This is a genomic window from Streptomyces lydicus (assembly GCF_001729485.1).
Taxonomy (GTDB): domain Bacteria; phylum Actinomycetota; class Actinomycetes; order Streptomycetales; family Streptomycetaceae; genus Streptomyces; species Streptomyces lydicus_D.
This window is the reverse complement of the sequence record NZ_CP017157.1, coordinates 7,474,670-7,495,728: the sequence shown is the minus strand read 5'-3', so window position 1 is coordinate 7,495,728 and position 21,059 is coordinate 7,474,670. Positions and strand designations below refer to the sequence as shown.

At 71.0% G+C, this 21,059-nt stretch carries 18 protein-coding genes and 1 tRNA gene; 11 read left to right on the top strand and 8 right to left on the bottom strand.

Translation table 11 applies throughout. The features are described 5' to 3' along the window. Positions 1 to 523 precede the first annotated feature (523 nt). The 7 genes from SL103_RS32455 (at position 524) to SL103_RS32425 (ending at position 7,643) form a co-directional block, all read left to right on the top strand. Positions 524 to 1,006: a CarD family transcriptional regulator gene (locus SL103_RS32455; protein WP_003953493.1), complete on the top strand. Its 483-nt coding sequence runs from the start codon at positions 524 to 526 to the stop codon at positions 1,004 to 1,006. A 375-nt stretch (positions 1,007 to 1,381) separates the two neighbouring features. Then, positions 1,382 to 2,128 carry a 2-C-methyl-D-erythritol 4-phosphate cytidylyltransferase gene (gene ispD / locus SL103_RS32450; protein ID WP_069572519.1) on the top strand — a complete coding sequence of 249 codons (747 nt, stop codon included), beginning with the start codon at positions 1,382 to 1,384 and terminating at the stop codon, positions 2,126 to 2,128. Beyond that, entirely contained in the window at positions 2,121 to 2,630 is a 510-nt protein-coding gene (gene ispF, locus SL103_RS32445; protein WP_069572518.1) for a 2-C-methyl-D-erythritol 2,4-cyclodiphosphate synthase, read from the top strand. The genes ispD and ispF overlap by 8 nt, the downstream gene beginning before the upstream one ends. 172 nt (positions 2,631 to 2,802) lie before the next feature. Then, positions 2,803 to 3,207, top strand: coding sequence for a PPOX class F420-dependent oxidoreductase (locus SL103_RS32440; protein WP_069572517.1), 405 nt, complete (start codon positions 2,803 to 2,805; stop codon positions 3,205 to 3,207). Between the two features lie 154 nt (positions 3,208 to 3,361). Next, positions 3,362 to 4,765, top strand: coding sequence for a cysteine--tRNA ligase (cysS, locus tag SL103_RS32435; RefSeq protein WP_069574312.1), 1,404 nt, complete (start codon positions 3,362 to 3,364; stop codon positions 4,763 to 4,765). 128 nt (positions 4,766 to 4,893) lie between these two features. Beyond that, positions 4,894 to 5,844 (top strand): 23S rRNA (guanosine(2251)-2'-O)-methyltransferase RlmB, encoded by a 951-nt coding sequence (gene rlmB, locus SL103_RS32430; RefSeq protein WP_069572516.1) that lies wholly within the window; start codon positions 4,894 to 4,896, stop codon positions 5,842 to 5,844. Between the two features lie 155 nt (positions 5,845 to 5,999). After that, positions 6,000 to 7,643: a DoxX family protein gene (locus SL103_RS32425; RefSeq protein WP_069572515.1), complete on the top strand. Its 1,644-nt coding sequence runs from the start codon at positions 6,000 to 6,002 to the stop codon at positions 7,641 to 7,643. A 1,045-nt stretch (positions 7,644 to 8,688) separates the two neighbouring features. Here SL103_RS32425 and SL103_RS32420 read toward each other — a convergent pair. The 3 genes from SL103_RS32420 to SL103_RS32410 all read right to left on the bottom strand — a co-directional run bounded on the left by SL103_RS32420 (position 8,689) and on the right by SL103_RS32410 (position 11,337). Further along, positions 8,689 to 9,417, bottom strand: a complete 729-nt coding sequence (locus SL103_RS32420) for a nucleotidyltransferase family protein (RefSeq protein ID WP_069572514.1) — start codon at positions 9,415 to 9,417, stop codon at positions 8,689 to 8,691. A 65-nt stretch (positions 9,418 to 9,482) separates the two neighbouring features. Then, entirely contained in the window at positions 9,483 to 9,908 is a 426-nt protein-coding gene (locus SL103_RS32415; RefSeq protein WP_069572513.1) for a hypothetical protein, read from the bottom strand. Between the two features lie 292 nt (positions 9,909 to 10,200). Continuing rightward, on the bottom strand, positions 10,201 to 11,337 hold the full coding sequence (locus tag SL103_RS32410) for an ABC transporter ATP-binding protein (RefSeq protein ID WP_069572512.1): 1,137 nt from the start codon (positions 11,335 to 11,337) through the stop codon (positions 10,201 to 10,203). Positions 11,338 to 11,516: 179 nt separating this feature from the next. Here SL103_RS32410 and SL103_RS32405 point away from each other — a divergent pair. Continuing rightward, positions 11,517 to 11,590: transfer RNA gene (locus SL103_RS32405), tRNA-Thr, on the top strand. 308 nt (positions 11,591 to 11,898) lie between these two features. On the opposite strand, the gene SL103_RS32400 is transcribed toward SL103_RS32405, so the two are convergent. Both SL103_RS32400 and SL103_RS37055 read right to left on the bottom strand, forming a co-directional pair. Next, positions 11,899 to 14,043 (bottom strand): DNA methyltransferase, encoded by a 2,145-nt coding sequence (locus SL103_RS32400; RefSeq protein WP_244304095.1) that lies wholly within the window; start codon positions 14,041 to 14,043, stop codon positions 11,899 to 11,901. Further along, positions 14,021 to 14,839 carry a hypothetical protein gene (locus SL103_RS37055; protein ID WP_069572511.1) on the bottom strand — a complete coding sequence of 273 codons (819 nt, stop codon included), beginning with the start codon at positions 14,837 to 14,839 and terminating at the stop codon, positions 14,021 to 14,023. The genes SL103_RS32400 and SL103_RS37055 overlap by 23 nt, the downstream gene beginning before the upstream one ends. Before the next feature lie 394 nt (positions 14,840 to 15,233). On the opposite strand from SL103_RS37055, the gene SL103_RS32390 reads away from it, so the two are divergent. Further along, complete coding sequence (locus SL103_RS32390) at positions 15,234 to 16,799, top strand: glycosyltransferase family 39 protein (RefSeq protein ID WP_347877876.1); 1,566 nt, start codon at positions 15,234 to 15,236, stop codon at positions 16,797 to 16,799. A gap of 44 nt (positions 16,800 to 16,843) precedes the next feature. Here SL103_RS32390 and SL103_RS32385 read toward each other — a convergent pair whose 3' ends face one another. Beyond that, positions 16,844 to 17,056, bottom strand: a complete 213-nt coding sequence (locus SL103_RS32385) for a hypothetical protein (protein ID WP_069572509.1) — start codon at positions 17,054 to 17,056, stop codon at positions 16,844 to 16,846. A 210-nt stretch (positions 17,057 to 17,266) separates the two neighbouring features. Here SL103_RS32385 and SL103_RS32380 point away from each other — a divergent pair, with 210 nt between their 5' ends. Further along, positions 17,267 to 18,370 (top strand): aminopeptidase P family protein, encoded by a 1,104-nt coding sequence (locus SL103_RS32380; protein WP_099055482.1) that lies wholly within the window; start codon positions 17,267 to 17,269, stop codon positions 18,368 to 18,370. 66 nt (positions 18,371 to 18,436) lie between these two features. Here SL103_RS32380 and SL103_RS32375 read toward each other — a convergent pair whose 3' ends face one another. After that, positions 18,437 to 19,450 (bottom strand): zinc-binding dehydrogenase, encoded by a 1,014-nt coding sequence (locus tag SL103_RS32375; protein WP_069572508.1) that lies wholly within the window; start codon positions 19,448 to 19,450, stop codon positions 18,437 to 18,439. 288 nt (positions 19,451 to 19,738) lie between these two features. Here SL103_RS32375 and SL103_RS32370 point away from each other — a divergent pair, with 288 nt between their 5' ends. Then, positions 19,739 to 20,383, top strand: coding sequence for a pentapeptide repeat-containing protein (locus SL103_RS32370; RefSeq protein WP_069572507.1), 645 nt, complete (start codon positions 19,739 to 19,741; stop codon positions 20,381 to 20,383). Positions 20,384 to 20,431: 48 nt separating this feature from the next. Here the strand turns inward: SL103_RS32370 and SL103_RS32365 are convergent, their stop codons facing one another. Next, positions 20,432 to 20,929: a hypothetical protein gene (locus SL103_RS32365; protein ID WP_069572506.1), complete on the bottom strand. Its 498-nt coding sequence runs from the start codon at positions 20,927 to 20,929 to the stop codon at positions 20,432 to 20,434. Positions 20,930 to 21,059 lie beyond the last annotated feature (130 nt).

Below are 21,059 nucleotides of genomic sequence, written 5' to 3'. Positions count from 1 at the left end.
AGGAAGGTGGGGTGCCGGAAGAACCGCCCGGAAGAAGTGGACGGGAACGGACCGACGGGAACGTGCCGGCGGGAACGCGCCCGGATATTCCGCGGGTGACCGTTCGGCTGCCGGCGCACCCGTTTCCGCCTGCGGTTTCCCCCGCCGAAAAACAGTATTCGCAGAGAATGTGAAGGCCCGACGGAATTGATCACACCCTTCGGCGCTCCGGTGGTGATCAATTCGGGAATCGTCTCCGAGGAGGGCGCGAGCAGCCGAACGGAGTAGCGGAACTCGCTCAAGCGGATCCGTGCAAAACGGGACGTTCGACCCGCCGATCGCGGCCTTCCCGGTGTGTGACGGGCGTGTTTCCGGTCGCCCGCGAAGCCCCTCCGACCTGCGAATACCCGCCTCCAAGGGGTCCTCGCAGCACGTCGCGGCCAGAGTTGTCAAGCCCCGAGATATGCCCTGACCTGCGAAAACGCCATTCAGAACGGTCCGTTCCCGTGTTAGCATGGATAGCCACGGAAGGGGTACCTGTCACATGACGTTCAAGGTTGGCGACACCGTGGTCTATCCCCATCACGGGGCCGCGCTGATCGAGGCCATCGAAACTCGCCAGATCAAAGGCGTGGACAAGACCTACTTGGTGCTGAAGGTCGCCCAGGGCGACTTGACTGTTCGTGTGCCAGCGGACAATGCGGAGTTCGTCGGCGTACGCGACGTGGTTGGTCAGGACGGGCTGGACCGGGTCTTCGAGGTGCTTCGTGCACCGTATGCCGAAGAGCCGACGAACTGGTCCCGTCGCTACAAGGCAAATCTCGAGAAGCTCGCTTCCGGCGATGTGATCAAGGTCGCCGAAGTAGTGCGCGACCTGTGGCGGCGTGAGCGCGAGCGCGGACTCTCCGCCGGTGAGAAGAGGATGCTCGCGAAGGCCCGCCAGATCCTGGTGAGCGAACTCGCCCTCGCGGAGAACACCAACGAGGACAAGGCCGAGGCCCTGCTCGACGAGGTTCTCGCGTCCTGACGCTGCTGCGCGCCGGTCATGGGACACACCCCCGCACCCGACGCCAGTGACGACGTAGCAATGCCGCGGTGCCCGAGTGACGACCCTCCCGTACGGAGGGGTCTGTTGCCGGGCGCTGCGGCATATCTGCGAGGGCATCTCCGCGGATGAGGCGGTCCGCCGGGATCGACGAGGACGCCCACTGACTGTGGCGTGCCGGGCCCGGGCAGCTGCCTCGACCGATGTCACGGAAGGGTCCGGTCAAGGCTCGCGCCCGGCACTCCCCCCGCCCGGCGTCGCTCGACCAGGGGGCACGCCCAGGCCATACCCACCCCGCCCGAGCAAACAAACCTGTCTGCGCCAATTCCGGGCTCGCCCCGGACTCCGGAGCCATCGATGTCAGATCCCTCCCGCCCGATCCGCACCGCCGCGGTGATCCCCGCCGCCGGCCGGGGCGTCCGGCTCGGTCCCGGCACCCCCAAGGCACTGCGCACGCTGGGCGGCACCCCCATGCTGGTGCACGCCGTCCGCGCGATGGCCGCCTCCCGCGCCGTCTCGCTGATCGTCGTGGTCGCCCCGCCCGACGGCGCCACCGAGGTGGACCACCTCCTGAACGAATACCCGCTCGCCGACCGCACCGACCTCGTGGTCGTCCCCGGCGGACAGACCCGCCAGGAGTCCGTACGGCTCGGTCTGGCCGCGCTGCCGGCCGACATCGACGTCGTGCTGGTGCACGACGCCGCGCGCCCGCTGGTCCCGGTGGACACCGTCGACGCGGTGATCGCCGCCGTACGGAACGGTGCGCCCGCGGTCGTCCCGGCGCTGCCGCTCGCCGACACCGTCAAGCAGGTCGAGCCGCAGCCCCAGGGCGCCCCCGAGCCGGTGGTCGGCACCCCGGAGCGGGCCCTGCTGCGCGCCGTGCAGACCCCGCAGGGCTTCAGCCTGGAGACCCTGCGCAAGGCGCACGACACCGTCGTCGAGGGCGAGGGCGCCACCGACGACGCCGGGCTGGTCGAACGGCTCGGCGCCCCGGTCGTGGTCGTCCCCGGCCACGAGGAAGCGTTCAAGGTGACCCGGCCGCTGGACCTCGTCCTGGCCGAGGCCGTACTCGCCCGTAGGAGGGCCAACGATGGCTATGTCTGACCCGGCCCCCGCCGCCGGCATCCCGCTCGTCGGCATCGGCACCGACGTGCACGCCTTCGAGCAGGGCCGCGAGCTGTGGTGCGCCGGCCTCCTCTGGGACGCCGCGGAGAGCGACGGCTACGGCCTGGCCGGCCACAGCGACGGCGACGTGGCCGCGCACGCCGCGTGCGACGCGCTCTTCTCGGCGGCCGGCGTCGGCGACCTGGGCGCGCACTTCGGCACCAGCCGGCCCGAGTGGTCCGGTGCCTCCGGTGTGACGCTGCTGGCCGAGGCGGCGCGGATCGTCCGCGCCGAGGGCTTCGCGATCGGCAACGTCGCCGTGCAGGTCATCGGCGTACGCCCGAAGGTCGGCAAGCGGCGGGACGAGGCGCAGAAGGCGCTGTCCGCGGCGGTCGGAGCGCCCGTCTCGGTCTCCGGGACGACCTCGGACGGGCTGGGCCTGACCGGCCGCGCCGAGGGCCTGGCGGCGGTCGCCACGGCGATCGTCTTCCGCACCGGCTGAGCGGCACCCCGGAACCGCACCCCCGGAACGGCATCCCCGGGCCGGTGACGGCCCGAGGGCGTACGGCGTCCGGCATTCCCCCGTATGGCGCGGGAATGCCGGACGCCGTACGGGTGTTGGGGGAGGATCGGAGTACTCGTGTCCCTCGGAACGGCCCGCAGGAAGGATCCTCGTGACTGCCACCCTGTCCGACGACCTCAAGAAGCTCCTCGACACCCCGGTCTTCGTGATCGTGTCGACGGTCCAGCCCGACGGCAGCCCCCAGGCGTCGCCGGTCTGGGTGAAGCGGGACGGCGACGACCTGCTGATCTCGACCACCGTCGGCCGCCGCAAGGAACGCAACATCCGCCGCGACCCGCGCGTCTCGGTCGTCGTCCAGCCGTCCGACAGCCCGTACACCTACGCCGAGGTCCGCGGCACCGCCACGCTGACCACCGAGGGCGGCCAGGAGCTCATCGACGAGCTGTCCCGCAAGTACACCGGCAAGCCCTATGCCGAGTTCAACCCGGAATCGGGCAAGGACGCCGAGCGGGTCGTCGTCCGGATCACCCCGCGCAAGGTGGTCGGCAGCATCTGACGCCCGCCCCCGGGCGGCCGCCGATGCCCGCACTCACCATCCTCCGGGGGAATTTTCGGCCATCACATCCGGCAAATCGGACGGTTATGACGGATCTGTGTCCCCGTGGCCCATGCGTCGCGGGGCACTGCCGGGTTCCGACTACCCTGGTTCCGTGACGATTCGCCTGTACGACACCAGCGCCCGGCAGATTCGCGACTTCACCCCGCTCACGCCGGGCTGCGTCTCGATCTACCTGTGTGGCGCGACCGTGCAGGCCGCCCCGCACATCGGGCACATCAGGTCGGGGCTGAACTTCGACATCATGCGCCGCTGGTTCGCCTACCGCGGCTACGACGTGACGTTCGTGCGCAACGTCACGGACATCGACGACAAGATCATCACCAAGTCGGCCGAGCAGGGCCGCCCGTGGTGGTCGCTCGGCTACGAGAACGAGGTCGCCTTCAACACGGCCTACGACTCCCTCGGCTGCCTGCGCCCGACCTACGAGCCCCGCGCCACCGGCCACATCCCCGAGATGATCGAGATGATGCGCGGCCTGATCGAGCGCGGCCACGCCTACGCCGCCGACGGCAACGTCTACTTCGACGTGAAGTCCTTCCCCGGCTATCTCCAGCTGTCCAACCAGGAGTTGGACAACCTCCGGCAGCCGTCCGGCGAGGGCGAGACCGGCAAGCGGGACCCGCGCGACTTCGCCATGTGGAAGGCCGCCAAGGAGGGCGAGCCCAGCTGGGAGACCCCCTGGGGCCGCGGCCGGCCCGGCTGGCACCTGGAGTGCTCGGCGATGGCCCACAAGTACCTGGGCACCGCCTTCGACATCCACGGCGGCGGCGTCGACCTCGTCTTCCCGCACCACGAGAACGAGATCGCGCAGGCCAAGGCGTACGGCGACGACTTCGCCGCGTACTGGACCCACAACGCCTGGGTCACCATGGGCGGCGAGAAGATGTCCAAGTCGCTGGGCAACTCCCTGCTGGTCTCGGAGATGGTCAAGCGCTGGCGCCCGATCGTGCTGCGCTACTACCTGGGCACCCCGCACTACCGCTCGATGATCGAGTACAGCGAGGACGCGCTCCGCGAGGCCGAGGCCGCGTTCGCGCGGATCGAGGGCTTCGTCCAGCGCGCCGTCGAGAAGGTCGGCTCCGTCGAGCCCGCGCCCGAGGTCCCGCCGGCCTTCGCCGAGGCGATGGACGACGACCTGGGCGTCCCGCAGGCGCTGGCGATCGTGCACACCACCGTCCGCCAGGGCAATTCCGCGCTGACCGCCGATGACAAGGAGTCGACGGTGGCCCGCCTGGCGGAGCTGCGTGCGATGCTCGGCGTGCTGGGCCTCGACCCGCTCGACGAGCGCTGGTCCGGCGGCGGCGCCGATTCCTCGGGCCGCGGCGAGGCCATGCACGGCGTCGTCGACTCGCTCGTGCGGCTCGTCCTCGACCAGCGGCAGGCGGCCCGCGCCCGCAAGGACTACGCCGCCGCAGACGCCATCCGCGACCAGCTCCAGCAGTCGGGACTGTCGATCGAGGACACCCCGTCGGGCCCCCGCTGGTCGCTGTCCTGACCCCCGTCGCGCCCGCGGCCGGCCACCCGGATTCGACCGTCCCGGTGGCCACGGGCGACACTCAATCCATACGTACGTACCCACTCCACGTCGCGAGACGTCGAGAGCAGTGAAGAAACAGGTGACCCATGGCCGGCAACAGCCAGCGCAGGAACCGCCGCACGTCCAACAAGAAGGGCGCGCAGGTCGGCAGCGGCGGCAAGCGGCGCCGGGGCCTGGAGGGCAAGGGCCCGACCCCGCCCGCCTCCGCGCGCAAGGGACACGTCAAGAACCGCGTCGCCAACGCCAAGGCGAAGCACGAATCCAAGCGCCCGGCCCCGCGCCGGGGCGGCGCCAAGGGCACCGCCGAGCTGGTCGTCGGCCGTAACCCGGTCGTCGAGGCGCTGCGCGAGGGCGTGCCCGCCACGACGCTGTACGTGCAGCAGTTCATCGACAGTGACGAGCGGGTCCGCGAGGCCCTCCAGCTCGCCGCGGACCGCGGCATGAACCTCATGGAGGCCCCGCGGCCCGAGCTGGACCGCATGACCAACGGGCTCAACCACCAGGGCCTGGTCGCGCAGATCCCCCCGTACGACTACGCGCACCCCGAGGACCTGGCCGCGGCCGCGTTCGACGCCGGCGAGGACCCGCTGATCGTCGCGCTGGACGGCGTCACCGACCCGCGCAACCTGGGCGCGGTCGTCCGGTCCGTCTCCGCGTTCGGCGGCCACGGCGTGGTCGTGCCCGAGCGCCGGGCGGCGGGGATGACGGCCGGCGCCTGGAAGACCTCGGCGGGCACCGCGGCCCGTACGCCGGTGGCCCGTGCCACCAACCTCACCCGCGCCCTGGAGTCGTACCAGAAGGCCGGACTGACGGTCGTCGGCCTGGCCGCGGACGGCGACCTGGAGCTCCAGGACCTGGAGGTCCTGGACGGCCCGGTGGTCATCGTCGTCGGCAGCGAGGGCAAGGGCCTGTCGCGGCTGGTCGGCGAGACCTGCGACGTGCGCGTCCGGATCCCGATGCCGGGCGGTGCGGAGTCCCTGAACGCCGGTGTCGCGGCCGGTGTCGTTCTGTGGGAGGCCGCGCGGCGCCGCGGCTGAACGGTGTGCCCCGGGGCCGGTGCGTCCGCACGTACCGCACCTCGGGGCAAAACCTGACTCTCCGTGTGACTTCCCCGTATCCCGTGATCTTTTGACGGGTCTCGGACAGATCGGCCCGGTCAAGGCAGTGTCTTAACCGCGAGTCACTCGGTTAGATGAGCGTGGACACCAGAACACCCCGCACGCCTCCGGGGGGACGCTCGCCGGGCTTCGATGACGAGCCGGGCCTGAGCTCGGTCAAGGTCCCGTGCGATCCCGCGCAGGTCATCGTCAACCACGCCAGCTTCCGCGTACAGCTCGCCACGCCCTCGGCGCGCGCCGCCATGGCGGACACCGCGCGCATCCCGGCCGTCCGGGGCTCGTCCCCCGGCGCCAGACGCCGGGCGCCCGTGGTCTGGAGCGGCCGCACCGAACCGGGCGGCACGGCCGGCGCCACCACCCAGCTCCTGCACGCGGTGCGCGACGCGGGCATCGGCCTCGACGGCGGCCAGGGCGACGACGTCGGCACGACCCAGGTCCTGCCGCGGATCCGCCTCGACGACGCCGCCCCCGCCCAGACCGTGATCGGCCAGCGCGGCCCCACCGAACCCGACAGCCCCCTGCTGCGCGGCGTACGCCCCGTGGGCAGCGCGTACGGCGATCACCTCCCTCGTCACCCCTACGGGGGCCGCGGCCCCGGCGACGACCACTACGACGACGGCCGCTTCGACGACGACCGTTTCGAGGACCACGACCCCTTCGAGGCCGGCTCCCGGCGCCGCACCCCCGACTCGGTGCGCCACGCGTACTACCCCGGCCGCCGCATGAACCTCGGCGTCGTCCTCCTCCCGCTGCGCATCTTCCTCGGCCTGATCTCCGTCTACGCCGGCATGGGCAAGCTCTGCGACCCCGTGTACTTCGACGGCGGCGAGCGGGGCTCGATGGTCACCTGGCTGAGGTCGCTCGACCCCTGGGCGCTGGCCGTGCCGTTGCGCGACTTCGCGGTGGCCCACCCCGTCGGCGCCGGCCTGACGGTGGCCTTCCTCCAGGTCGTCGTCGGCGTCCTGACCATCTGCGGCCTGTGGCAGCGCGTCGCCGCGTCGATCGGCGCGCTGCTCTCGGCGGCACTGCTGATGACCGTCAGCTGGCGTACGGTCCCCGCCTACGACGCCCCCGACATCATCTACCTCGCCGCCTGGAGCCCGCTGATCATCGCGGGCGCGCCCGTCTACTCCATGGACGGCCGGCTGGCCGGCGAGGCGTGGCGGCGGCTCGGCCCCCGCGTCGAGGTCGCCGACCTGCGCCGCCGGGTACTGCGCCGGGGCGCCGTCATGACCGCCGTGGTGACCGGCCTGACCCTGCTCATCGGCTCGCTGCTCGGCGGCGCCGTACGCTCCGCGACGGTCGCCAACGTGCCGCGCCCCGGCGAGCCCGCGATCAACAACCTGCCCGGCTCGCCGCTGCCCCGCCCCGACAAGAGCGCCACCCACCCCGGCCGTCGGCACACCGGCAGCACCGCCCCCCGCCCCGGGACACCCTCCGCGGACGCCTCCCACAAGGCCCACAAGCCCGGCACGCCGACCGCGCCGGCTCCGGGCACCGGCCACTCCGCGGGCACCTCCAGCGGGCTCTCCCAGCAGCCCGGCGCCACCACCAGCGCCCCCCAGCAAACCGTCCCGACCCGCGCCCCCGCCCCCACCACCCACGTCCCCACGGCGGGCGGCACGGGCGGCGGCACCACCGGCACGGACTCCAACGGCTCCGGCGGCTCCGGCGACTCCGGCGGCCGGGGCAGCACGTTGGGAGGCTTGCTCGGCTGATTGAGCCGGCCCAGTTGGTCGGGCTGAGACGGGGAGGGGCGGCGCCGTTCGGGGCCGCCCCTTTCCGGTCTTTGTGGGGCTTTCATTCTTCTGGTTGCTCGGCTTGCCCAAGCGTCTTCTGGGCCCGTGCCGTTCTGGGCCCGTGCCGTTCGGCTCACTTGCGGTTTCCGGCTGGCCGACCTACTTGCGGATTCTTGCTGCCCGTCTCACTTGCAGCTTCCGGCCGTCCGGCCCACTTTGGGCTCCTGGCTGGCCGACCTGCTTTGGGTTTCCTGCTGCCCGGCCTACTTGCGGTTTCCTGGTGCCTGGCCGACTTACGGTTTCCGGCTGCCCGGCTCACTTGCGGCCCCCTGCTGCTGCCCGGCCCACTTGCGTTTCCCTGTCGCTTACTCCGCTGCTGGATTTCTCCGCGCCGCTCACGCCCTCCTCTGGTTTTTTCCCCGCCGCCCACCCCCCTTCGGGGGGTGGGCGGGTGTATGTGCGCGGGCGGGCGGGAGGTTGCGCGTAGCGCCCCTGGTGGAGAGCGGGTGTGGGCGTGGGCCCAGGGGGTGAGTACGGGTGTGGGCGCGGGCTCAGGGGTGAGTACGGGTGCGGGCGTGGGTCCAGGGGATGGGTACGGGTGTGGGCGCGGACCCAGTGGGCGGGTACGGGCGGGGGTGGCCGTAGGGTTTCGGGGCTACAGGGGCGTTGGCGTGAGGGCGGGCCGGCGTGGGGGCGGGGTGCCGGAGCGGCAGAAGAACCCGTGCCGGCCGTGAGCGCTACGGCGGCCGCTGGAGGCCGTTAAGGGGCCCAGGAGCGCCACGAGGGCCCGCAGGCGCGTAAGGAGTGCCACCGAGCCCTCACAGACCCTTATGCAGCCCCACAGGCCCTCACGCAGGCCCCCACAGGCCCGCACAGGCACAGGCCCCCGCAGCGCGCCCTGAGCCCCGCGGCAGCGAACGGCAGCAGGCGGGGGCGGCTGGCGAAGCACGGATGGGGGCGGCAGCCGTCGGCGGCGGACGGCGAAGTACGAGTGGGGGCGGCAGCCGTCGGCGCGTGCGGTGCCTCAACGTGGCTGTGTGCCCAGTTCCCTGGCTGCCTCGGTGAGGTCCTTGGCGGTGTCGATGGCGCGCCAGTAGGCGCCGTGGGGGAGGGGGAAGCCTGCCAGGCGGCGTTCGCGGGCGAGGCGGGGGAACGTCGTGCGCTCGTGGTCGCCGCGGTCGGGGAGCAGGGCCGTGAAGGCGGCGGAGAAGACGTACACGCCGGCGTTGATCAGATACGGGGAGGGCGGCGCCTCGATGAAGTCGAGGACGTGGCCGAAGGCGTCGGTCTCCACGACGCCCCACGGGATGCGGGGGCGGGCCAGCGCGAGGGTGGCCTGGGCGTCGCGCTCCTCGTGGAAGGCCGCCATTTCGCGGAGCGGGAAGCGGGTCCAGATGTCCCCGTTGGTGGCGTACCAGGGCTCGTCGGGGCGGGGCAGCGAGCCGGCCGCGTACTTGAGGCCGCCGCCGCGCCCCAGCGGCTCGTGCTCGACAACCGTCGTGACGCGCAAGGGGAGTTGGGCCCGGGAGAGCCAGTCCTCGAGCACCTCGGCGAGATGGCCGCAGGAGACGACGACGTCGGTGACGCCCTCGTCCGCCAGCCAGTTCAGCTGATGGCCGATGATCGGGGTTCCGGTGCCGGGAATCTCGACCATCGGCTTGGGGCGGTCATCGGTGTACGGGCGGAGACGTGAGCCCTGGCCGCCGGCCAGGACCACGGCCTGCGTGGGGTGCGAATGCTGGGCGCCTGTCATGGATCGCACCCTATGCGGTGCGAGATGTGGTGTGAGCGAAGGTCACTGTGGGGCGTGCGCGGTGCTCACGGGACGTCGACGTCGGCCACTCCGCTGGCGAAGGAGGTGTCGCAGACCGGGCGGGAGTACGCCTGGGCGCGGTGTGCGGCGCCGTACTTGGCGACCGCGGCACGGCCGAGGGCGCGGGCGATGGGGACGCAGAACCTGGCCAGCGAGGGCCGCTTGGTGGTCGCCTCCTGGAGGTGGGTCAGGGCGACGCCGGGGTCCTTCTGCTGGAGTTCGACCAACAGGCGCTTGCGCAGGGCGTCCTCGGGGGTGCGCGGGCCGGCCTTGGTGGAGGCCCTCCCGGAGGAGGCGGTCAGCATCTGTGAGTCGGTGGAGGCCGTCGTCGCCCAGGGGACGCGGGTGACCGCGAGGGTCCCGGAGAGCACAAGGACGACGGGGAGGACCAGGGCGAGAGTTCTGCCGATGCGGCGGGCTGCGGAGTTCACGCTCGAGATGGTAGCGAGGAGTGATGATTTGGCGACATTTGGTCACCTTATCGGGGGACGCAATGGCCCGTCGGTGAGGTTGTGATGTTGACGCACTGGTACGAAAAGTGCCGTTATGGGGAGTGGGGTGCGAGGTCGTGCGGCCGCGGAAGTGCAACGGCGGCGGTGCGGGGTAGTACCCCGCACCGCCGCCGTTTTCACACTCGAACGCCGGACGGTCAACGCCTCGGCGCGGCCGGCGTGATCAGCGCGGCCTCCGCGATCGGCCTCTCAGCCGTGTCCCGCTGGAGGCTCAGTCGCTGAGGCGCTCCCCGGACGACGTCGAGAAGACGTGCGTCTCGCCCGGGCGCGGGACGACGTGCAGGCGGGTGCCCTTGTCCGGGACCTGGCGGCCGTTGACCCGTACGACCAGGTCCTTGACCTCGCCGCCGACCTCCGCGGTGCCGTACACGTAGCCGTCGGCGCCGAGTTCCTCGACGACGTTGACGGTGACGGCCAGGCCGGCCGGTGCGTCCGCGGCCTCCTTGGACAGCGACTTCGCGGCGTCGCCGTTCTGCTCGACGATGTCGAAGTGCTCCGGGCGCACACCCACGGTGACCGTACGGTCGCCCTTGTCGGCGGCGGCGGTGAGCGCCTCGCGGTTGATCGGTACGACGCTGTTGCCGAACTTCACGCCGCCGTCGGTGATCGGGACCTCGACGAGGTTCATGGCGGGCGAGCCGATGAAGCCGGCGACGAAGAGGTTGGCCGGGCGGTCGTACATGTTCCGCGGCGAGTCGACCTGCTGCAGCAGCCCGTCCTTGAGGACCGCGACCCGGTCGCCCATGGTCATGGCCTCGACCTGGTCGTGGGTGACGTAGACCGTGGTGATCCCGAGCCGGCGCTGGAGGCCCGCGATCTGGGTACGGGTCTGCACGCGCAGCTTCGCGTCCAGGTTGGACAGCGGCTCGTCCATCAGGAAGACCTGCGGCTCACGGACGATCGCGCGGCCCATCGCGACGCGCTGCCGCTGGCCACCGGACAGCGCCTTGGGCTTGCGCCCCAGGTACTCGGTCAGGTCCAGGATCTTGGCCGCGTCCTCGACCTTCTGCCGGATCTCTGCCTTCGGTACGCCGGCGATCTTGAGCGCGAAGCCCATGTTGTCGGCGACCGTCATGTGCGGGTAGAGCGCGTAGTTCTGGAACACCATGGCGATGTCCCGGTCCTTGGGCGGAAGGTGGGTGACATCGCGGTCCCCGATGCGGATGGCGCCTCCGTCGACGTCCTCCAGCCCCGCGAGCATCCGCAGCGAGGTGGACTTGCCACATCCGGAGGGGCCGACCAGGACGAGGAACTCGCCGTCCTCGATGGCGATGTCCAACTTGTCGACGGCGGGCTTGTCGGTACCCGGGTAGATACGGGTTGCCTGGTCATACGTGACCGTAGCCATGGTGAGAATCCCTTCACCGGCAGGAACGTGCCGGACGATCCGAGTAAAAGGAGTGGTGTAGTCCACTGATGTGGACCGTCCCGTGACGCTACCCCCGGCGGGCCCCGGTGTCAGTAGCCAGCCGTCATCAAATTCAGGAGCCCGGCACCCGGTGCGCCTGGGTACACTTCTTCACGCACGCCTCCTTAGCTCAGCTGGCCAGAGCACCGCTCTTGTAAAGCGAAGGTCGTCGGTTCGAATCCGACAGGGGGCTCTGAGCTTGAACAGGGAAGAAGCCCCGGGCCGGTTGGTGGTTCGGGGCTTCTGACGTCTACGGGTGAGGTCGGCGCCGTCAGCGATCACTTGTGAGCGGGCCGCCGGTTCAGCGGTCGGTCCGTGGGGCTGGTCGCTCCCCGTTGTGTGTCGTGGGTCACGTGTGTGCGGGCGTCCGGGGGTGGGCTGATCCGGTGGGGCCCGAGGGTCTTCCTCGGTACGCGGCGTCCTCGTCTTCGCACGCCGCGCATGTAGGGGGCGGAGGGCAGGCCGGGGTGGAGCCGGCCTTGCGGGGCTCGTGGGCTGGGCTCAGGAGGGTGTGGAGGCCGTGAAGCGTTTCACCATGCGGTCAGCCAAGTCGTCGGCTTCTCGGGCGAGTTGATCCAGGTCGGCTTCCGGAGTGTGGGTGAAGGCGGCCAGGACGCGACCGCGGATAACCGATCGCACGTCGCCGGCGCCTACCAGCATGCCTTCGTCCCGCAGGTGTTCGAGCAGTCGGATTCCGTCTTCCGCGACGTCATCCGGCATCCGCGAGGTGCGCTGGTCGACATCGCTGCGCTTTCTGCAGACAACGATGGAATCCAGGTTTGACGGTTCTCTGCCACCCTTGGTGACGCTGGTACTCATTTCTCCCTTCACCGGCTGCACAGCGGTCACGACAAGACCTGCTGCGGCGAGGGCCCGAACCAGGCTGACCCAGCCGGTGATGCGGGCTTGATGGAAGGTGAAAGCGAGCAGGCCGCCTGGTTTCAAAATACGAGTGCATTCCGACCAGACCGCTGTGATGGCTTTTTCGAACTCTGCGGGCGAGGCGCTCTGCACCTCTCCCTCCGCTCTGGTCGTCGCCAGGTCACTCGGATACGTGGCGAGAATCTTCATGCTCCGCAACCAGGCGTGGAAGAAGTCCGCCAGCTCGGAGTAATGGACGTTGTCCATGTACGGCGGGTCAGTCATCACCAGATCCACGGAGGCATCCGGAAGATCGGTCCGGGATGAATCTCCGCTGCGTACGTAGACCTCGCCCGCTCCTATTCCTCGTTGCGGCCAAGCTTCCAGTACTCGGCTCTCGGTCGGCAGGGAGAGGGATGAGGTTCGCTGAATCTTCCCGTCGGAGCCCACGATTTGATCGACGGGTTCGTTCTTGTACGCATGCGCTCGAAGAATTCTGCTGCTGAACAAGGTCGAGAAGGCGCCGGAGGAGGCAGGGGTGCCCCACGGGTGCGCCTCAAGTGGCGTGCGCTCCGGTTTCAGGATGTGGTGACTGAACATATGACGCACGGCCCCCGTCCCTTCCCCCTTGAAGGAGCAGAACAGGTTGTTGAACTCCAGGGTTCCGGAGAAGAGGACGGACAGTGCCTCCTTTTCCGGGGCGCCCACGTCAAGGTCGCGAATGGCGGCGCCCAGGAGACCGAGGGAGTACAGCTGCCGGGCATTGAAGAACTGTCGCCAATCCCGGAAGCCCCAGCGGATGGCTTGGTTCGTGTTCACTCCGGGGTCGAGACTGCCCAGGGGGAGGACCAGCCGGTCTTCGCTCTGTTCGAGCTTGTGCACGCAGTCCGCGTACTGCTCGCGATCAAAATCATCAATGGATTCGTATCGCTTTTTCTTGTCGTTCCCGAGTACGAGCTTGGCGTACATCTCGTGGCGCGGCGTGGAGCCGGCCAGCGCGTCAAGCACCTTTGACACGTGCCCATTGGGGCACTTCATGTTGCTGCGCGACACCGCACCCTCACGGCCGAAGCTGTGCCCGTTACTGCAGGTCGCGCTGGTGAAGTCATAAGTGCCCGGCAGGACGTCCAGGCAGACCGGGCACACGATTTGCGCCTCGGGGACGCGTTTCGGGTATGCGTGCTGGGAGAATACGTGCGATGAAAAGAGGCGGGTGCTGGCCGAGCATTCCGGGCAGTCGGCCACAGCGACCCAGAAGTAATACAGCACCGTCTCGCCGGAGCCGGCGCGGTGCACCCGGTCGATCTCTTCGCGGCACTCTTTCTCGACGAGCTTGTAGGCCCGCGTCAATTCGGAGAGGCTCCAGCGCTGAACGGCCTGCCGCTGCACCAGCGAAGCGACGGGATTGATGTCCGCGCTCACCGCCCTGGCCCCCAGCTTGACAGCTTCGACCATGGTGGTGCCCGAGCCGGCGAAGGGGTCGAAAACCGTCATGCCCGCCAGGCGCGTGGGTGTGCCGTAGAGCTCGACCGCATCAGTTGAATTTTCCGCGACTGCGCTTACCAGCATTCCTCGGAACACGCTGCCGAGGCGCTTCGCCCACCATTTGTGAGTGCTGGTGGCCGGTCGGTGTACTTCCTTTCTCCAGGACTCGTTCTCGGCGATGCTGCTGAAGGTCGCAGCCGGGAAATCAGCCTCGAGCGCGGAGACCTCGGGTACCTTGCCGTTGCCGGAGGAAGTCGGACGCTGAACAGTAGTCCTTTCATGACTCCTGATGGTCGTCAACGTCACTCCATGTCCGCTGTGCAGGGAACCGCCTGGGTTGCTTCATGCGCACTTCGCGATCACTTCCGCCCTTGGCTCGGAAGGCCAGGAATCGGTGCTCGCTGCCCGCGGTCGGATTGACCGACTCCTCGGTATTCAAGGTATTGGTGCGCAGGTTGAAGCTGTAATCGGTGACTACTCTATCAGATTCCATCCGTTCCAGTTCTCCCACCAGGGTGAGTTCTGGATTCGCCGCACAGGCCGATCCCACGGGCGCAATAAGAGTGAATTCGCCTTCGGTGCCCTCGGTGAGGGAGTACGGAGTGGGTGCGATATACATCTTGCGGTCACGCACTTTGATGTCGCCGAAGGAGCCGAAGCCGGCGAAGCTCTTGTTCAGATGCTCGTAGGTGCGGTCCGCGTTGAGGAAATCCCCGTGGCAGATGACCAGGTCTTCGACCGCGTACTCATTGGAGCTCGTCCGGGCCGGGTAGCGGCCGAAAACGTAGTAGATGGATCGGCCTTGATGACTTCCGTTGGCGATCTGGCTGTTGCAGTCGAAGTCGAGGTGCCTGCCGGGGCGTTTCAGCCCCTTCACCTCGTACCCCTCGAAATGATCTACAAGTGCGAAATCCGGGTACGAGTTCCGCTTGGGCGGGTGGACCCTGAAGCCTGCTTCCTCGATCCGGTCGGCCACCCAGTTCTGGAAGTGGAATTCCTTGTCGTTCTTGTCCGAGCGGCGAATGAGGACGCCTGAGGCCGCAGCGTCATGGCAAGCCAAGAACACTGCGCCGCACGTGGAAGGTGAGCCGGTCAAGTGGTGCCTCCTGCCGCCGCCGACGGCCCGGCCAAGTTCCCCGGCGCCCGCCGTAGTTGGAGGGACACCGTAACGTCTCGGCCGGTCATCGCCGGTGGCGACGGCGGTGGCCGGTTCTCAACCTGCGGACCCGCAACGGGGTCCCTGACGGCGAAGACGTTTGCAGCGGGTGGGAGCCCGTGGCCGGGGCCACTCCGGGGAGCCGGGTGGGAGGTGGCACGTCGGCTGCCTCCCACCCGCCTGCGTCGTGCGCGATGGGGGAGCGAAGGGGGAGCGCAATGGGGGACGAGGGCCGAGTGGGGCGGGGTGGCGCGCTGCGGGGGGTTGCCGGCGTTCCTCGTGGGGCGCGGGCAGCGGGCCGGCGGGCGGGCGAGCGACCGGCGTTGCTGCCGTGGTGAACGACATCTCCCCGCCTCGGGTCCGGCAGCGCCCGGAGGGCGTCGAGGCGGGCGGCCGGGTGGTCCTGCCGCGCCAGGCACGGACGGTCCGTCGGAATGCGGCGCCATACGGTCGCGTGCCGCTGTGCGCCGGGCCGGTGCTGCTCGCCCTCGCGCTCGGGCTGTGGGGCCTCACGCGCGAGCACAGCATGTGGCGGGACGAGGCCGCGACCTGGCAGGTCGCGCACCGTCCGCTGGCCGGGACAGCGCACATGGTCAGCCAGGTCGACGTCGTCCATGGCGTGTACTACGCGGTGATGCACGAGGTCTTCGCCCTCTTCGGCGACAGTCTGGTCACCCTGCGGCTGCCCTCGGTGCTCGCCACCGCCGCCGCGTGCGCACTGACGACCCTGACCGGCGCCCGGCTCTCGGGACGCCGGGCCGGCGTCGGGGCAGGGCTGGCCCTCGCGGTCGTGCCCGCGGTCCAGGAATACGCCCAGGAAGGCAGGTCGTACGCGCTCGTACTCGCCTTCGTGGCGCTGGCGACCCGGCTTCTGCTGGCTGCCCTCCGGCGGCCGACCGCCCTGCGGTGGGCGGGGTACGCGGGGGCCGTACTGGTCGCCGCGCTGCTCAATTGGTTCTCGCTGCTCGCGCTCGTCGCGCACGGCGTCACGATGGCGTGGCTGCGCCCGGACCGTGCCCGGTGCACCGGGTGGGCACTCGCTGCCACCGGGGCGGTGACCGGGGCGCTGCCGCTGATACTGACCAGCGGGGAACAGGCCGACCAGGTCGCCTGGATCAAGCCGCTCGGCTGGTCGACGGTGCTCGGTGTCGTGATCACGGTGACGATCGCCGCTCTCTGCGCGCGGATGGCGGGCGCGCGCCTGCCGGAGGCCCTGCCGGAGCGCCTGCGGGAGGGTGTGCGGGAGGGTGTGCCGCACGCCCGCGTCAGCCTCGCCGCCGTCGCGCTCCCGCTGTGTGCGGTGCCGCAGATCGGTCTGGCCGTGGCCTCCCTCGTCAAGCCTCTCTACCTCACCCGCTACGTGCTGTTCGCGTACGTCGGATTCGCGCTTCTCGTCGGCGTACTCCTGGCCACGCTCATCGGGCGCGTCAGGGCCCACCCCCGCGTACTGCTCCCGGCCGCCGCCGCGCTGGCCGTTCTGGCGCTGCTCCCGATCGAACTCCGGCTGCGTACGGCGGAGAGCCGCGTCGACGACGTACTGGCCGCGGCGGCCCTCGTCGACCGCGCGCGGCACGGTGCCGACGGGGTGCTCTACATTCCCGCCGCGCGCCGTGACACCGCCCTCGTCTCGCCGCACGCGTTCGCCGGGCTGCGGGACCTGGCCCTGGCCCAGGGGCCGGTGGAGTCAGGGACGTTGAAGGGCATCGAGGCCGCTCCGCGCGCGGTGGAGCAGGCCGTGGCGGACGCCCGGGGCATCGTGCTCGTCACCGACGCCGGGCCGCTGCGCGCCGACTCGGCGCGCGATCGCGCCAAGCTGCGCGCCCTCGACGAGCACTTCGTGCGCCGCTCGACGAGTGTCGAGCGGGGGCGGCGGGTGAGTGTTTACGAACGGGTGAGGTGAGCGATCCCGGCCCCGGGAGGAACGAAGCCCCGGGCCGGGGGCGGCTAGCTTTCCTCGGCGCCCCGGCGGCGGAGTTCGTCCTCGACGGCCCGCAGCTTCGTGCGCCAGTCACGGGCGGCCTTGGGGTTGCGCCCCGTGCCGCGCGCCGCGGCCTGCTGAGCGCGCCGGCCGGCGAAATCCCGGCGCTCACGGAGTTGCTCGACGGTGAGGCCGGTGAGCTCGGCGCTCCAGTTGTCGTAAGGCTTCCAGCGACTCATGCGGCCAGGGTGCCGCCCGTGGCGCACTGATCGCACGGCATTTTCCTCGCACGGCATTTTCGGTGTCGGCCGGCCACCGGCCGCCGGCCGGGCCGCGCCGGTGGTGCCCGGGCGTGGTGGGGGGCTCCCGGGTGAAGGCGGCGGCTGGTGCCGGAGTTTGACGGGACGTCGGAGACCCGGCGGCGTAAGTTCGCCCGCATGACGACTTCGATGACGCGTGAGGATTACGAGCAGCGGATGGTGCGGGCGGGGCGGGCCGCGGCGGACGCCGGGCTGGCGGGGCTGGTGGTGACGCCCGGGCCGGATCTGCCGTGGCTGTGCGGGTACCGGCCGACGGCGGTCACCGAGCGGCTGACCGCCCTGGTGATCGAGCCGGGGCGGCGCGCGCGGCTGCTGGTGCCCGTACTGGAGCAGCCGGACGCGGAGCGCTCCCCGGGAGCCGGGGCGCTGGAGGTGACCGGGTGGAGCGACGGCTCGGACCCGTACGAGCAGCTCGCCAAGTGGATGGATCCGAAGGGCCGTTACGGGGTTTCCGACGCGACGTGGGCGCTGCACCTGCTGGGGCTGCAGCGGACACTGCCGGGCAGTGCGTACGCGGGGCTGACGGAGGTGCTGCCGATGCTGCGTGCCGTCAAGGACGCCCATGAGGTGGCGATGCTGGCCGCCGCCGGGGCCGCGGCGGACGCGACGTACGAGGAGATCCTGGGGGTGCGCTTCGGCGGACGCCGGGAGTCCGATGTGGCGGCGGACCTCGCGCGGCTGCTGGTCGAGCACGGCCACAGCCAGGTGGACTTCACCATCGTCGGATCCGGCCCCAACGGCGCCAATCCGCACCACGAGGCGGGCGAGCGGGTCATCGAGGACGGCGACATGGTCGTGCTGGACTTCGGCGGGCTGAAGGACGGCTACGGGTCGGACACCACGCGGACCGTGCACGTCGGGGAGGCGAGCGCCGAGGAGCGGAAGGTGCACGACATCGTGCGGGAGGCGCAGCAGGCGGCGTTCGAGGCGGTCCGGCCGGGCGTCGCGTGCCAGGAGGTGGACCGGGTGGCCCGGCGGGTCATCAAGGCGGCGGGGTACGGCGAGTACTTCATCCACCGCACCGGGCACGGCATCGGGGTGACCACGCACGAGCCGCCGTACATGGTGGAGGGCGAGCACCTGCCGCTGGTGCCCGGGATGTGCTTCTCGATCGAACCGGGGATCTATCTGCCGGGGCGGTTCGGGGTGCGCATCGAGGACATCGTGACGTGTACGGAGACGGGCGGGCGGCGGTTGAACGACACGGGGCGGGAGATGGCCGTGGTGCGGTAGGGGACGAGGTGGGGCCGCGGCAGGGGGACGGGGCGATGGGCCGGGGAAGGCACCGCGGCTGCCTTGTCAGGGCACCAACACGACCTTTCCCATGGTGGCGCGGCCTTCCAGGGCCCGGTGGGCGGCCGCGGCCCCGGCCAGGGGGAACGGCTGGACCGCCGGTACGAGCCGGCCGGCCGCCGCTTCCGCGAGGGCGGCGGTCTCCAGGGTGCGCATCGGGTCGTCGCCGCCGGCTCTGGCGAGCAGGGGCGGCCCGAGGACCTGCTCGGACGTGATGCCGCGCGCCGCCAGTTCGCCGTCCGGGAACTCCAGCGGGCCGCCGTCGAGGAGGCCGCCGGAGGACCAGCCGAAGACCAGATGGCGGCCCCCGTGGGCGAGGAGGTCGACGGCGGCGCGTCCGGGGGCGCCGCCCACGGAGTCGAAGACGAGGGTGGCGCCGGGGGCGCCTCGGCCGTCGAGGAACGCGCGGACCAGGGTCGGCCAGCCGTCGTCGGTGTAGTCGACGGCGAGGTCGGCGCCCAGCTCACGTACCCGGGCCACCTTGGCGGGCCCGCCGGCCAGGCCGATGACCGTCGCGCCGGTGTTCCTGGCGTGCTGGACGAGCAGGGAGCCGATGCCGCCGGCGGCCGCGGGGACCAGGGCGATGTCGTCGGCGGTGAGGTCGGCGAAGAGCAGGATGCCCATGGTGGTGCGGCCGGTGCCGATCATGGCGACGGCCTGGCCGGCGTCCAGGTTCGGGGGGATCGGGTGCAGGCGTGCGGCGGCGACGACGGCGAGTTCGGCGTAGCCGCCGGGGGCCGCGCCGAGGTGGGCGACGACGCGGCGGCCGAGCCAGGCGGGGTCGGTGCCCGCGCCGAGGGCGTCGACCGTGCCGGCGACCTCCCGCCCCGGGACGGTCGGCAGTTCGGGGAGCGGCAGGGGGCCGCCCTGTTTGCCTGCCCGCAGGGCCGTGTCCAGCAGGTGGACGCCGGCTGCGGCCACGGCGACACGGACCTCACCCGGGCCGGGTACGGGGTCCTCGACGGTCTCGTGGCGGAGGTTCTCCGCGGGGCCGAAGGCGTGCAGTCGTATCGCGTGCATGGCGGGGTCTCCTGAGCAGGGGAGTTGGGTGGGGGCTGGGGGTCGGGTGGTGGGGCGTTGGCCGTCACTGTGCTACCTCAAGCGCGATTGAGGTCAACTGTCGGAGCGGTCACCGGAGTGTTTTTCCCAGGTCGGGGTGGATTGTCAGTGGGGTGGTTCACGATGGGTGGTGCAGGCGCGGAACGGCGGCCACCCGGCGACGGGGCGGCGGTGGCACGGCGGCGGGACGCGTACGGGACGACGGTGAAGGGCGGTGATCGCGTGGCTGGGCGTGATGCGGGAGCGGTGGTGCGGGCGGTGCGGCGGCCGGAGGTGCGGTTGCCGGAGCTGGTGGCGTACGACGGCGGGGAGCTGGAGCCCGAAGGGGACTACGACGGGCTGGAGTTCACGGACGCGGACTGGGGGCGGCAGTCGGCGCGCGGCGCGCGGTTCATGGACTGCGCGGTGCGGCGTTGCGGACTCGACGAGACGGTGCTCAGCCGGGCCCGTTTCATCGACAGCGTGCTGAGCGGTGTGCGCGGCATCGGGACGGACCTGTCCGGGGCGTCCCTGCGCGATGTGGAGGTGGCGGACGCCCGGCTCGGCGGGGCGCAGCTGCACGGCGCGGTGCTGGAGCGGGTGGTGGTGCGCGGCGGGAAGATCGACTTTCCGAACCTGCGGGGGGCGAAGCTGCGGGACGTCGCCTTTGAAGGGTGTGTGCTGGTCGAGGCGGACTTCGCGGGGGCGACGCTGGAGCGGGTGACCTTCGACGACTGCACGCTGGCACGGGTGGACTTCTCCGAGGTACGGATGAAGGACGTGGACCTGCGCGGCGCGGCCGCGGTGGACATCGCGCGGGGGATCGACCGGCTGTCGGGTGCGGTGATCAGCGCGACCCAACTGATGGACCTGGCGCCGGCGTTCGCGGCGCAGACGGGCGTCCGGGTGGAATGAGCCGCGACGGCGGGGGCCGCGGGGGCTTCGGGTGGGGAGGAGAGCGGGTCAGACGCGGGGGAAGCGTGCCTGGAGGTCCCAGACGGCGGGGTTGTCGCCGAGACCTTCGTGCATGTCGGTCAGGTCGGCGATCAGGTCGTGCAGGAAGTCGCGGGCCTCGCGGCGCAGCGCGGAGTGGTTGAAGGTGAGCGGTGCCTCGTCGGCCGGCATCCAGTCGGCGTCGATGTCCACCCACCCGAAGCGACGCTCGAACAGCATCCGGTCGGCGGATTCGGTGAAGTCCAGCTCGGCGTGGATCGGGCGGGAGGAGCGGCTGCCGCGGGGATCGGTGTCGAGCCGCTCCACGATGTCGCACAGCGCCCAGGCGAAGTCGAGGACCGGCACCCAGCCCCATGCGGTGGACAGCTCGCGGTCCGTCTTCGTGTCGGCGATGTAGACGTCGCCGCAGAAGAGGTCGTGGCGCAGGGTGCGCACCTCCGCGGTCCGGTAGTCCGTCTGCGGCGGATCCGGGAAGCGGCGGGAGAGGGAGTAGCCGAGGTCGATCACGTACCAAGGGTGTCACGCCGGTCCGGCCGCTCTTCGCCCGCACCGGGCCCGCCGTGCGGGCTCCGTCGGCCGGGCCGGCCGGGGCGCGGCTGATCCGTGCGTCGCCCCCCCCGTGGGACAGGACACCGAG